The organism is Achromobacter sp. 18P8.1.1 (genome assembly GCF_057799415.1).
The window spans coordinates 17,938-30,221 of the sequence record NZ_JBYOKH010000072.1; the positions used below are offsets into that span (position 1 = coordinate 17,938).

12 protein-coding genes are annotated in these 12,284 nt (G+C 67.4%); 2 read left to right on the forward strand and 10 right to left on the reverse strand.

Annotation, left to right across the window (positions count from 1 at the left end; translation table 11 throughout):
- Positions 1-16: 16 nt before the first annotated feature.
- The 9 genes from AC27VE_RS28920 to AC27VE_RS28960 form a co-directional block, all read right to left on the reverse strand.
- Positions 17-922, reverse strand: coding sequence for a LysR family transcriptional regulator (locus AC27VE_RS28920; protein WP_006222632.1), 906 nt, complete (start codon positions 920-922; stop codon positions 17-19).
- A 12-nt stretch (positions 923-934) separates the two neighbouring features.
- Entirely contained in the window at positions 935-1,417 is a 483-nt protein-coding gene (locus AC27VE_RS28925; RefSeq protein ID WP_006222631.1) for a YajQ family cyclic di-GMP-binding protein, read from the reverse strand.
- Between the two features lie 84 nt (positions 1,418-1,501).
- Positions 1,502-2,290: a heme ABC transporter ATP-binding protein gene (locus AC27VE_RS28930; protein ID WP_280026588.1), complete on the reverse strand. Its 789-nt coding sequence runs from the start codon at positions 2,288-2,290 to the stop codon at positions 1,502-1,504.
- Positions 2,287-3,285, reverse strand: a complete 999-nt coding sequence (locus AC27VE_RS28935; protein ID WP_488705680.1) for a FecCD family ABC transporter permease — start codon at positions 3,283-3,285, stop codon at positions 2,287-2,289. The genes AC27VE_RS28930 and AC27VE_RS28935 overlap by 4 nt, the downstream gene beginning before the upstream one ends.
- Positions 3,269-4,102, reverse strand: a complete 834-nt coding sequence (locus tag AC27VE_RS28940) for a heme/hemin ABC transporter substrate-binding protein (RefSeq protein ID WP_006222628.1) — start codon at positions 4,100-4,102, stop codon at positions 3,269-3,271. The genes AC27VE_RS28935 and AC27VE_RS28940 overlap by 17 nt, the downstream gene beginning before the upstream one ends.
- A 10-nt stretch (positions 4,103-4,112) precedes the next feature.
- Entirely contained in the window at positions 4,113-5,159 is a 1,047-nt protein-coding gene (locus AC27VE_RS28945; RefSeq protein WP_488705681.1) for a hemin-degrading factor, read from the reverse strand.
- A gap of 75 nt (positions 5,160-5,234) precedes the next feature.
- A complete protein-coding gene (locus AC27VE_RS28950) occupies positions 5,235-7,865 on the reverse strand; it encodes a TonB-dependent receptor (RefSeq protein ID WP_488705682.1) in 2,631 nt (876 codons plus the stop codon).
- 112 nt (positions 7,866-7,977) lie between these two features.
- Complete coding sequence (locus tag AC27VE_RS28955) at positions 7,978-8,979, reverse strand: FecR domain-containing protein (RefSeq protein ID WP_488705683.1); 1,002 nt, start codon at positions 8,977-8,979, stop codon at positions 7,978-7,980.
- A complete protein-coding gene (locus tag AC27VE_RS28960) occupies positions 8,958-9,467 on the reverse strand; it encodes a sigma-70 family RNA polymerase sigma factor (RefSeq protein WP_006222624.1) in 510 nt (169 codons plus the stop codon). Before AC27VE_RS28960 ends, AC27VE_RS28955 begins: the two co-directional genes overlap by 22 nt.
- 157 nt (positions 9,468-9,624) lie before the next feature.
- On the opposite strand from AC27VE_RS28960, the gene AC27VE_RS28965 reads away from it, so the two are divergent.
- Together AC27VE_RS28965 and AC27VE_RS28970 are read left to right on the forward strand one after the other, a co-directional pair.
- On the forward strand, positions 9,625-10,092 hold the full coding sequence (locus AC27VE_RS28965; RefSeq protein ID WP_006222623.1) for a CopD family protein: 468 nt from the start codon (positions 9,625-9,627) through the stop codon (positions 10,090-10,092).
- Positions 10,093-10,279: 187 nt separating this feature from the next.
- Positions 10,280-11,140, forward strand: coding sequence for a hypothetical protein (locus AC27VE_RS28970; RefSeq protein WP_424625118.1), 861 nt, complete (start codon positions 10,280-10,282; stop codon positions 11,138-11,140).
- Here AC27VE_RS28970 and AC27VE_RS28975 read toward each other — a convergent pair.
- A complete protein-coding gene (locus tag AC27VE_RS28975) occupies positions 11,137-12,093 on the reverse strand; it encodes a LysR family transcriptional regulator (protein WP_006222621.1) in 957 nt (318 codons plus the stop codon). The genes AC27VE_RS28970 and AC27VE_RS28975 overlap by 4 nt on opposite strands.
- Positions 12,094-12,284 lie beyond the last annotated feature (191 nt).

Consider the following 12,284-nt stretch of genomic DNA (forward strand, 5'->3'; position numbering starts at 1 on the left):
AAGTGCCGCTGGCGCGTCACCAGGTACTGTCCGATCCCTTCTGGAAATACGCCACCAGGAAATCCACGAACACGCGGACCTTCGCCGATAGATGGTGGCGTTCCGGAAACACCGCATAGATGTCGGCCTGCGGCAAGGCGTAGTCTTCCAGCACGCGCACCAGCCGGCCGCTGCGCAGGTAGCGAGCCAGGTCCCACTCCGCGCGTTGCAGGATGCCCAGGCCGGCCAGCCCCCAGGTCAGCGTGACTTCCCCGTCGTTGCTGCTGAGGTTGCCGCGCACCTTCACGGTTTCGCTGCGGCGGCCTTTGGTGAAGCGCCACAGTCCGTAGGCGGCCTCGTTCTGGCGCAGCACGATGCACTGGTGCCGCGTCAGGTCGTGCGGCGTGGCCGGCACGCCGTGCGTCTTCAAGTAGGCGGGAGAGGCGCAGACCAGCCGCCGGTTGGGCGCGATCTTGCGGGCGATCAGGCGGGTGTCGGGCAGGTCGCCGAAACGCACCGCGACGTCGAACGCGTCCTGCACGAAGTCGGCGGGGCTGTCGGTCAGCTGCAGTTGCAGCGAAACTTCAGGATATTTCGCGGCGAATTCCGCGATGGCAGGCGCGATATAGCTGCGGCCGAAGCCCAGCGGCGCGTTGACCTTCAACAAACCGCGCGGGCTCGCCTGGCGGCTGGCGATCAGCTCGTCCAGGTCTTCGATTTCGCCCAGGATGCGGCGGGCGCTTTCCAGGTAGACCTCGCCTTCGGCCGTGAGGCTCAGGCGCCGCGTGCTGCGGTTGAACAGGCGCACGCCCAGGCGCGCCTCGATCTGGGCCAGCCGCTTGCTGACCGCGGCCGGCGTGACATCCAATTCCCGCGCGGCCGCCGACATGCCGCCGGCGCGCGCGAGTTCAACGACGAGTTGCAGCTCCGTGGAATGACCCATGAGCCGGCGACATCAATCGCGGAAGTTCTCGAACTGCAGGGGCAGGTCGACGTCGGTCTTCTTCAGCAGCGCGATGGCGGTCTGCAGATCGTCGCGCTTTTTGCCGGTGATGCGCAGCTTGTCGCCGTTGATCTGGGATTCCACCTTGAGCTTGGCGTTCTTGATGGCGGCGATCAGCTTCTTGGCCACCGGCTGTTCGATGCCCTGCTTGATCGTGACCTTCTGGCGCGCGCCGCCCAGGTTTTCCAGGGGGTCGGCCACGTCCAGGCAGCGCACGTCGATGCCGCGGGCCGACAGGCGGCCGCGCAGGATGTCGAGCATCTGCTTCAACTGGAACGCGCTGGAAGCGACCTGGGTCACGACGAAGCCTTCCAGTTCGAACTTGGCGTCGGTGCCCTTGAAGTCGAAGCGGGTGGAAAGTTCGCGGTTCGCCTGGTCGATGGCGTTGGTGAGTTCGTGTTTGTCGACTTCGGAGACGACGTCAAAAGTAGGCATGACACGGGTCCTGTTGGGTGATAAGTGAAAAAAGCGAATACATGCGTATCGCCTATTTTACCGGCCCCACGGCCCGTGTCCCCATCACCCCGTCAACACCAGCAGCCGCCCCGCTTGCAGCGGGTGTGCAATCACCTGCGCGTCGATCCCGTAAGCCAGATACAGGTTGGCCGGCGTGAGTACCTGCGCTGGCGTGCCCAGCGCGATGCCGCAGCCCCCGCTCAGCAGCAGCAGGCGGTCGCACCAGCGCGCAGCCAGGTTCATGTCGTGCAGGATCACCAGTACGCCCGTATTGCCGGCATGCGCCAGTTCCCACGCGCGGCCAAGCAGGTCGCCCTGATGCTTCGGGTCCAGGCTGGCCGTGGGCTCGTCCAGCAGCAGGTAGCGCGCTTCGCCCGGCGCCCGCGCGGCATGGCACTGCACCAGCACCCGCGCGAACTGCACGCGCTGTTGTTCGCCGCCGGACAGTTCGGGATAGCGGCGCCCGCCCAGGTGCGCCACGTCGGCCAGTTCCAACGCCTGCGTCACCAGGGCATCTACCTGGTCGGGCGGCAGTTCGGGAAACGGGTAGGCGCCCATGGCGACCACCTCGCGCACGTCCAGGTCGAAGGTCAGGCCGGGTTTTTGCGGCAGCACGGCGCGGCGACGCGCCTGCTCCCGATGCGGCATTGCAGCCAGCGCGGCGCCGTCCAGGCGTGCGTGGCCGGAGTCGGGCGTCAGTTCGGACGCCAGCGCGCCCAGCAGGGTCGACTTGCCCGCGCCGTTGGCGCCCAGCAGACCCACCACTTCGCCCGGGCGCACGTCCAGTGACACGTCGGTCAGGATGCGGGCGCCCCCGCGGGACAAGGTCAGGTTTTGCGCGGCAAGCGTCATCCGATCCTCCTTCCACGCGCCAGCAGCCACAGGAAGAACGGCCCGCCCACCAGTCCCGTCACCAGGCCGATGGGCAATTCCGCCGGCACGACAACCGTGCGGGCCGCCCAGTCCGCCAATACCAGCGCCAGCGCGCCCGCGATGACGGTAGCCGGCAGCAGCCAGCGGTGGTTGGCGCCCAGCGTGATGCGCACCAGGTGCGGCACCACCAGCCCGACGAACACAATGGTGCCCGTGGCGGCGACCAGCGGGCCGACGATCAGCGCGCTGGCCAGCACCAGCTTGGCCCGCACGCGTTTGAGCGCATAGCCCAGATGCTGGGCCTCGCGTTCGCCCAGCAGCAAGGCGTTCATGACGCGCCACTGGCTGACCAGCCATGCGCTCACAAGCAGGACCCAGGGGCCCAGGAACGCCAGCAGCTTCCAGTTGGCGCCGCCCAGGCTGCCCATGTTCCAGAAAGTCAGGTCACGCAGTTGCGCGTCGGTGGCAATGAAGGTCAGCACGCCGATCAGGCTGAACGCCATGGCGGTGATCGCCACGCCGGCCAAGAGCAGGCCCGCTACGCCCGGCACCCGCCGGCCGACTGCGTAGGCGCAGAGCGTGGCCAGCAGGCTGCCCACGAACGCCATCGGTGCCGTGACCCAGAACCCGCCCGAGAACAGCACGATGGCGGCCACCGCCCCCAACGCTCCGCCTGCTGAAATGCCGATCAGGCCGGGTTCAGCCAGCGGATTGCGAAACAGCGCCTGCATGGCGGCGCCCGATATCGCCAGACCCGCCCCCGTCACCATTGCGAACAGCACGCGCGGCAAACGGATGTCGATCAGCACATTGCGCCACAAGGCGTTTTCGGCCGTGGGCGCGCCCCACAGCAGGGACGGCAGTTCGCGCAGCGGAATCGCCACCGCGCCATGGGCGGTGGCGGCCAACGCCGCCAACACCAGGGCCGCGGTCAAGAGGCCCAATGCCCACGGCGCGCTAACGCGCCATGACATCCGCGACCTCCTTTTTCAGCTGGGTCAGCGCCAGGGGCAGACGGGGCCCCATGCCCAGGATCAGCAAGTCGTCCATCACCACCACCCGCCGCTTGGCCGCGGCTTGGGTGGAAGCGATGCCTGGCAGGCGCAGGAAGGCCTCCATGCCGCCGCCCGCGTCCAGCGACGCTTGCGTCACCACGATCAGATCGGGCGCCAGGGCGCCGACTGCCTCGGCCGACAAGGGCTTGTAACCCTGCTGGTCGTGCAGCACGTTGACCAGGCCGGCAAGATGCATGACTTCGTTGGCGGCGGTGTCGCGGCCGGCGCCTTGCGGCGACCCGGTCCGGTTGATCAGCAGCAGCGCGCGCGCCTTCGTGGCAGGCAAGGCCTCGGCGCGGGCCAGCTCGCGCGTGATCTCGTCCACCATGCGTTCGCCAGCCGGCGCCACGCCCAGCGCGTCGGCCACGCCGCGGATGCGCGCCTTCAGCGAATCCACCGAGGGCGCGTCCGACACGGTGACGACCCGCACGCCCACGCCGGCCAGGCGCTTGAGCGCGTCCGGCGGGCCGGCCTGCTCGGACGCCAGGACAAGATCCGGCTTCAAGGACAGCACGCCTTCCACCGGCACGGCGCGGTAATAGCCCACGCGCGGCAGCTTGGTGGCAGCCTCGGGATACAGGCTGGACAGGTCATCGCCCACCAGCCGGTCACCCTGCCCCAGGCCATAGACGATTTCCGTCACACTGCCGCCCAGCGTCACCACCCGGCTGGGTTCGGCGGCATGAACCGCTGCCGCCACAACCCAGCCCAATGCAATTGCCAGCCACTTTTTCATCAACGGATCCTCAGACGGCCAAGGGCGCGCCGCACAGGCTGACCATCAATTCGCGCCAGCCGGTCAGTTCAGGCTTGCCCGGCTTGCGTTCGCCGAAGAACTGCACGATCAGGTCGCCGTTGGCGGCATACACCTCCAGCGACGTCACCCAGCCGTCGGACGTGGGCTTGTTCACTACCCAGGCCGATGCGATGGCGGTCGTGTCCAGGTGCAGGTTGAACTTCGGGTCCAGCACGTTGTACCAGGGGCCGGTGCGGCGCAACTGCTCGACCGGGCCGCTATGGATCTGGATCATGCCGCGGTTGCCCACGAAGCACATGATCGACAGGCCGGATTCCGCGGCCGACTGCAGCATGCGTTCCACGGAATCCGCGGGCACGGGCTGCGCCAGGTCTTCGCCGGCTGCGGCCAGCGCGGCCAGGCGCGAGACCTTGAATTTGCGCAGCAGCGGAAAGAACTCATGCGTGTCTTTCATGCCCAGCCACGCCTCGCGCCAACCCGCCGCGTCCTCGACTGCTTCGGCGTCGGTAGCGGGCGCATAGGCGGTGGTTTCCGGCCACTGCGGCTCGCCCGCGAACTTGGCGACTAGCGCCTCGTAGGCGGCGGCGTCCGTCGCGTCGGTGCGGTAGACCTTGTGCACCGCCACGCCGGCGCCGTCGAAGAACTGCAGGCTATGGCGCCCGTCCTGCTGGACCGCCCAGGCGGACTTCCAGGCCGTGAAGAACACGCGCAGGTCGATATCGGGCCCCAACACCAGGCCCACCGGGCCGTCGGCCTGGATGTCCAGGTATTCGCCGTGACGTTCGTGCACGCACCAGTCGTTGCGCGTCAGCGCCATCACCTCGCCCAGCGTGCCTAGTTCGCGAAAGATGGCCTGCGGCGTGCCGTGCAGCGCCGTCGCCGTCACGCCGCCACAGCCGGCAGCAACCCATTCGGCTTCGGACACGCCCAGCGCCTGGGCCAGGTTGCGGGCGCGCAGCCCGGGTTGCGAGGCCGCCAATTCGTCGTTGCGGGCGCGCAGCGCTTGCGCGCGGGAGTTGAAATCTTGATTCGTCATCGTGGGCCCTCCGGCCGGAGCAAAGCATTCTTGAAAAACCGCCGCCGCCCACCTGCGGGCGGCGGCGGCGCGAAATCAATACTGGTAGGTCAGCGACACGCGCACGCTACGGCCCGGTTCCGTGTACCAATCCACCGTGCGCGGCAGCACCTGGGTACCCGCGGTCGGCACGTTGATGGCCTCCCAGTACTTCTTGTCGAACAGGTTGAACACGCCAGCCTGCACCTGCAGCCCCTTCACTGACGCGGGGCGCCAATAACCCATCAAGTCCACCACGCCGTAGCCCGGGGCCTGGAAGTCGGCGTTCGCCGCCGTGGGCGTGCTGTCGGGATACTCGACCTTGTCGCGCTTGAGCGCGGTGGTCAGCAAGGCATCCACGCCCCACACGTCACGGCCGTAGCCCACGCCCAGGATGGCCTTCAGCGGCGCCACCGAGTTCAGGTACTGCCCCGTGCCTTCGTCCTTGCCCACGGTCCATGCCACCGAGCCCCAGGTGCGCCACCCCGGCGCGAACTTCCAGTGCGCGCTGGCTTCGGCGCCGTAGATGCGGACCTTGGCGCGGTTCACGTTACCCGTGATGCCCAGCGGGTACTGCCCGGCCCAACCCGGCTGCCACTGCGGCGAATTCGCGTCTAGTGGCTGATTCGCATCAATAAAGTTCTGATAACGATTATCAAACAACGATACCGCACCGCCCAGGTCGTCGGTGCCCATCTTGGCGCCCAACTCCCAACCCTTGCTGGTTTCGGGCTTCAGATAGGGATTGCCCACGCGCAGATAGGTTCCTGGTCCGCCGTAGTTGGTGTAGAGCTGGCTGGCGGTGGGCGCCTTGAATCCGTAGGCGTACTGGGCGTAGACGCTCAACTGCTCCATCGCTTTCCAGGTGCCCAGCAACTTCGGCGAGAAGCGGCTGCCGCTGTTGGACGGCGGCAAGGCGCCGGCGTTGGGATTGCTTTCGTAGCTGGCGGTGGACTGCGGCTTTTGCTCGTAGTGGTCGTAGCGCAAGGCCGGCATGACCGTGTAGCGGCCGTCGCCGAAGGTGAATTCGTCCTGCACCCACAGGGCCCACTGGTTGCCCTTGGATTGCGGCACGTCGGCCTGGTTGGTGTGCAGCATGTCGCACGAACGCGGGCCGAACAGCGCGGGGGTGCCCGGGCGCAGCACGGGGCAATTGTCGTAGCCGCTGGAGTTCTGCTCGGTCTTGTTGCCGTACCACTCGCCGCCCACCGTCCACAGCTGCGACACCGAGGCGCCGCCCAGCCGCTTGGTGAGTTCGCCGTTCACGCCGAACAGCGTCTGCTGGATGGAGTTGCTGCGGCCGTACGGGCCGCTGGGAAAGCCGTAGCGGAACGGATCGCCGGGGATGAAGTACGCGCGGGAATCCACGCTGCGCACGCCGTCCAGCGCGTTGTCCAGCCGCATGCGTTGCCAGTAGACGACGGCGGTGGCGGTGTCGATCAGGCTGCCTTCGCTGGGCGCCTTGTAGGAATAATCGAAAGACACGCGCTCGCGCTCGGTTTCCTTCTTCGTGCGGTTCTCGCCGTACAGGTAGCTGGTGCCCGCGCCCTGGTCGTACATGTTGTCGATGTCGGCGCGGCGCTTGAAGTATTCGCCGGTCAGGCCGAAGCGATGGCCGCCTTCGACACGCTGCTGCAGCTTCATCAGGAAGCTCTGCTGGTCGTAGTCTTCGGGGCTGGGCTGGCTGCGCTTGGGACCATAACCGCCGACGTCGCCGCGGTTGTCGATGTCGTGGCCGTTGCGCACGCCCGCCTGCACCAGCCAGAAGGTGTTGCTGTGGATCTGGCCCGCCAGCGCGGCGTTGGCGCCCCAGCTGGCGTCGGCAGAATCGTAGTCGGTCTTGGCCAACGCGCCGAACGTCTTGCCGTCGGTCAAGAGGTCGGACGGATCCAGTGTGTACAGGTCAGCGGTGGCGGACAGGGCGCCGGAGCCGCCCCCGGTCGCATCCGCGCCGCGCACGATATCCAGCCGCGACAGGCTGTTGAAGTCCACGGCCTCCAGGCCGCCCTTCACGCCGCGCGCGCCATCGTCCAGCCACGGCAGACGGATGCCGTCCACGCGCGTGAGCACGCGGTCCTGGTCCAGGCCGCGGATGTTGATGCTGTTGGTCGTGCGGTTGAAGTTCACCCCGGCTTCGGCACGCTTGCCCAGGTCGCTCCAGTTCTTGATCTGAAGATCGTCCATCTGCTTGCGGTCGGTGCTGGTCTCCCAGGCGGGCGTCACGACGGCGCCCTCGCCTTCCACCTGGACCGGCGTCAGCAGCGTCACGCCAGGCTGCGGCGCGGGCAGCAGCACGAACACGCCTGCGGTGCGTTCCTGCACGGCCAAGCCGCTGCCGGCCAGCAGCCGCGCGAAACCTTCATTCACGGAATACGTGCCCTCCAGCCCGTCCGTGCGGCGCTGCCCCACCAGCTTGGCGTCGAACAGCACGGTCACGCCCGCGCTGTCGGCAAATCGCGGCAGAGCCTCGGCCAACGCGCCGGCCGGGATGCGATAGCCGCGCGCCGCAGCCTGGGCCGACGCCTGCGCGGTCGATTTCGCATGCGCGGCGGCCAGCGGGAGCATGGCGCCGGACACGGCGGCGAACGCCAGCGCGGCATGCACGGCGCAAGTCAGGCGGGTCAGCCGGACCTGCGCGCCCGGAGCGGTGTGGGAGCCGCTTGCGCGGCCGGCGGGGAGATAAGCCATGGTCGTCCTTTCGATCCAACGGGTATCGGCATTCGTTTGCCTATACAGACCATGACCCTCGTGAATCGCGAATCGGACAGCTTGGGCGCCGGTATTTTGTAACAACGGAAAATCACGCCGCTGCCTCCCGCGGCCCGATGGTCACCCAATAGGCCGTGCGATAGCGCACCTGCACCGGCAAGGTCGCGGGCAAGGCGGCCAGCACGGCATCGGTGTCGTTCAACTGGAAGGCGCCGGAGATACGCAGATGCGCGATCTCCGGATCGCAGCGCAGCACGCCGGAGCGGTATCGCCCCAATTCGGAAGCAAAGGCGTCCAGGCGCAACTGATTGGCGTACAGCACGCCGCGCATCCAATCACTGGCATGCGGATCAGCGGCCGACGGCGCGGACACGCCGCCCTCGGTAAGGCTGCCTTGCTCACCCGCCACAAGGCTCAGCATGCGGCCCGGATGCGCGCCACTGCTGACGCGGACCTGCCCTTCCTGCACGCTGACCTGGCAATGCCCGCCGTCCTGGCGCACGCAGAAGCGCGACGGCATCGCCTCGATATCGCCCAGGCTCGTGCGCACCACGAACGGGCGCGGGTGGGGCGAGGCGTCCGCCACCGCGTGCACGGCGATCTCGCCCGAACGCAGCCGCACCAGGCGGGTCGCGGCGTCAAACGCCACATCCACGGCACTGGCCGTATTCAGATGCAGGGTGGAGCCGTCGGCAAGCGCCACGTTGCGCCGCTGGCCCGGGCCGCTGCGGTAGTCGGCAGTCCAGTCCAGGGGATCGGCGCGCCAGGCGGCCCAGCCCACGGGGCCGGCCACCACCAGCGCCACCAGCGCCTTCAGGGCCGCGCGGCGCTGCTGCAATTCAGGCCGGTTCAGGGTGGCCATGCCGAGCGCCGCCGGGATCAGGCCGAAGCGTTCGTTCACGCGTTGCGCACGCTGCCAGGCGTATTCGTGTTCGGCTTTGCTGGCGCGCCATTGATCGCAGGCGTGGACGTCCGCGTCGGTTGCGCGGCCCGAACTCAGGCGCAGCAGCCATCGCGCCGCTTCGCGCGCCACGTTGCGTTCGACGGCGGGCAATTCTCCGGCCGGGGCGCTCACATCACCGCCATGATGCATTGCTCGAACCCGCGGGCGATGTAGCGGTGCACGGACCGCAGCGACACGTTCAGCCGCGCGGCGATTTCACCGTGGCTCAGCCCTTCCAGTTGCGCCATCAGGAACGCCTGGCGCGCCGGGAGCGACAGCCCGGACAGCATTTCGTCAATTTCTTGCAGCGTTTCCAGGATGATCAGGCGATGCTCGGCGGACGGCGCCACCGCTTCCGGCATCAGCGCCAGCGCTTCGAGGTACGCCTCTTCCACCGAGCGGCGCCGGTGATGGTTCAGCAGCAGGCGCTTGGCGATCGTCGTGAGGTAGGCGCGTGGTTCGCGCAGAGCGTCCAGTTCGTGGCGGTGCCGCAGCACCCGCACGAACGTGTCCTGGGCCAGATCGGCCGCATCGAACGTGTTGCCCAATTTCGCACGCAACCAGTTGTGCAGCCATCCATGATGAGTGCGGTACAAAAGTTGAACGGCGTCGCCTGAAGCGAGCACAGGGTTCGGCACGACGGGCTCCCAGAACGCTATACACAAATAGAAATCAATCTCATTCTAAATGCAAAACCATGATTCTGGTCAAGTCCGCGCCAGATTCTGTTGCGGCGATATGATGGGGACAGACCGGGCCGCACCCCGCGGCCCTCCCCTTGCAGGCAGCCCCCCCATGTTCTATAGCGTCTTGAAGTTCATCCATGTGATCGCCGTGATCCTGTGGGTCGGCGGCATGCTGTTCGCGCACTGTTTCCTGCGGCCGGCGGCCGCGCAGTTGGAACCGCCCGCGCGCCTGAAGCTGATGGCGTCGGTGCTGGGCCCCTTCTTGAACGCCGTGCTGGCCGCGATCGTGCTGATCCTGCTGACGGGCGTGTCGATGATCGGGCAGGAAGCCAGCCAGGCCGTGCGCACGGGCGGCGCCTTCTTCATGCCGCTGGCCTGGACGCTGATGGCCGGCGGTGGGATCGTAATGATGGCCATCTTCGGCCATATCCGGTTTGCGCTCTACAAGCGCCTTGCCGCTGCCGTGGCTGCGTCCGATTGGCCCAAAGGCGGCCAGGCCATGGCGGGCATCCGCCGCTGGGTCGGCGTGAACCTGGTGCTGGGCATCGCCATCGTGGCCATCGTCTTCCTGGTCTAGGGCCTGGGCGAGCCCCCCTTTCAGGGTTGACGGACCCCCAGGCGGATACCATCCGCGGCCGCCACCTATCGGCCAAGCAGCGACTGGTATCGGGATTCTTTCGGCTGGTGCAATACCCCGTACATCCGCAGTGGCCACACTGCGGATGACTCTCGCGGGTCACGTCAACAACGACAAGGGATTCCCCATGATCAAACGTGCATTCCACCTGGCCGCCCTCGGCCTGTTCGCCTCCTCGTTCGCGGCCCATGCTGCGGCGCCCATCGACAACAGCGCCCTGGACAAACCGGAGTTCCGCGCCCACAAGGCGACCTACGGCGTGGTCTACCGCCTGCCGCAGGACGTCAACGCCGTTCTGGACGCCAAGATCACCGGCACGCTCAAGCAGGACCTGCTGGCGCTGGGCCTGAAAACCGAGGCCGAAACGCCAAACATGCCGCATGTGACTGTGGTCCATATCCACAGCGCCGACCCCGAGACGCCTGCCCGCATGCTGCGCGCGCTGCCCAAGCCGCCCGCCCCCTTGCAGGTCACGCTGAAGACCTTCTACCCGACCGAAGCCGCCAAGGGCGCAGGCCACCCGTGGTGGCTGGACCTGGGCGTCGTCAAAAGCGGCCAGGGGTTCGAAGACATGATGCGCTACAACACGGTGACGACCGCCGCCCTGGCCCCCTTGCGCGACGGCCCGCTGCCGCGCGTGACGGGCCCCGTCTACGCCAAGATGGGCGACGCAGGCAAGGATCTGGTCAAGACGATGGGCGTCAGCGGCGTCAACATCATGCAGGACGGCAAAGAGGTGCGCGCCCATAACCCGCACACCACGCTCGTCTACAGCATGGCGATCTACGACACCCGCCTGCAGGACGCCATGAAGCAGGAGTCCGACAAGTTCAACGCCGTGCTGCCCGACGGCATCAACACCACGTTCAAGGACGTGTCCATCGTCGAAATCGGCTTTGCCGGCAACGTCGTGCGCGAGATCTACCGCGTCAGCCTGGAAGACGGCTCGGTGATCGACGTGGCGACGGGCAAGAAGGTCGGCTCCTAAGCCGACTGGGCTGCAGGAGCGCCCACGCGCTCCTGCAGCACTTCGCGGATCTGGTCGCGCAGCCACGCCTGCTGCGGCGACGTGTGCTGGCGGCGCGCCCATACCATCACGAATTCGATCTTGCGCAGACGCGCGGGCAATTCCAGCACCGCCAACGGAAAGTGCCGGCTGTGCGCCTGCGCCACGCTGGCGGGCATGGTGGTGGCGTAGTCCGTATCCAGCAGCACGTAGGGCGTGATGCCGAACCCCGACAGGTAGGCCGAGAACTCCAGGCGCGCGGCATCCGGCTTCAAGGCACGGTCGAAGTTGGTTTCCCGGCCGTACATCTGCGCGAAAGCGAACCACTTGATGGCAGGCAGGTCGGCCAGCGTCAGCGCCTTGCGGCCCGCCCACGGATGCCGCGAAGACACGACGCAGACGCGACGGTCGCGCAGCAGGGTGTCGCGGTGAAAGCGCGCCGGCACCTTGCCGAACAGGCCGATGGCAATGTCCAGCCGCTCGGCGTCCAGGTCGTCGGGCACGAAATCGCCGTGCACGGACTGGAAGCGCAGCGTAATGCCCGGCGCCAATCGATGCAGCCTTTCCAGCAGGGGAGCGGCCAGCAGGATTTCACTGTGCGCGCCGGTACCGATGTTGACGACGCCGCTGGCCCGCGCGGGATCGAAGGCTTCGGGGGGACGCAGCGCCGATTCGATCTGCGCCAGCGCGTCGTGTACCGCGGCGTGCAGCTCCAGCGCCCGCTCGGTCGGGATGAAGCGCCCTTTCACCACCACCAGCAACGGATCCTCCAGCCGCCGGCGCAAGCGCGCCAGGTCGCGGCTGATGGCGGGCTGCGTCTTGTGCAGCAGGGCCGAACTGGCCGTGGCGCTGCGGGTGCGCATCAGCACGTCGAAGGTCAGCAGCAGGTTCATGTCCAGCCGCCGCAGATAGGGCAAGGGTTGCGTATCGCTCATCCCTGAATGCTATGCGTGACAAGCATGAATGAAAAGTCATATATCAATTTGGGTATAGCCTGCTTGCGCGCCCGGCATTGGGCAGCGCGCAGCCGCTTGGCTACAGTCGCCGGCAGATCGGGCATTTCGCACCCGACACCTGGAGACTTCCGCAATGGGCCCCTTTCGCCTGATCGCCGCGCCCTGGCGCG

Bases quoted from the DNA above. Each gene is read 5' to 3' on its own strand.
- AC27VE_RS28965 (WP_006222623.1), top strand. From the start codon at position 9,625: ATGTTCTATAGCGTCTTGAAGTTCATCCATGTGATCGCCGTGATCCTG.
- AC27VE_RS28945 (WP_488705681.1), bottom strand. From the start codon at position 5,159: ATGACGAATCAAGATTTCAACTCCCGCGCGCAAGCGCTGCGCGCCCGC.
- AC27VE_RS28970 (WP_424625118.1), top strand. From the start codon at position 10,280: ATGATCAAACGTGCATTCCACCTGGCCGCCCTCGGCCTGTTCGCCTCC.
- AC27VE_RS28940 (WP_006222628.1), bottom strand. From the start codon at position 4,102: ATGAAAAAGTGGCTGGCAATTGCATTGGGCTGGGTTGTGGCGGCAGCG.
- AC27VE_RS28950 (WP_488705682.1), bottom strand. From the start codon at position 7,865: ATGGCTTATCTCCCCGCCGGCCGCGCAAGCGGCTCCCACACCGCTCCG.
- AC27VE_RS28955 (WP_488705683.1), bottom strand. From the start codon at position 8,979: ATGCATCATGGCGGTGATGTGAGCGCCCCGGCCGGAGAATTGCCCGCC.
- AC27VE_RS28975 (WP_006222621.1), bottom strand. From the start codon at position 12,093: ATGAGCGATACGCAACCCTTGCCCTATCTGCGGCGGCTGGACATGAAC.
- AC27VE_RS28920 (WP_006222632.1), bottom strand. From the start codon at position 922: ATGGGTCATTCCACGGAGCTGCAACTCGTCGTTGAACTCGCGCGCGCC.
- AC27VE_RS28930 (WP_280026588.1), bottom strand. From the start codon at position 2,290: ATGACGCTTGCCGCGCAAAACCTGACCTTGTCCCGCGGGGGCGCCCGC.
- AC27VE_RS28925 (WP_006222631.1), bottom strand. From the start codon at position 1,417: ATGCCTACTTTTGACGTCGTCTCCGAAGTCGACAAACACGAACTCACC.
- AC27VE_RS28935 (WP_488705680.1), bottom strand. From the start codon at position 3,285: ATGTCATGGCGCGTTAGCGCGCCGTGGGCATTGGGCCTCTTGACCGCG.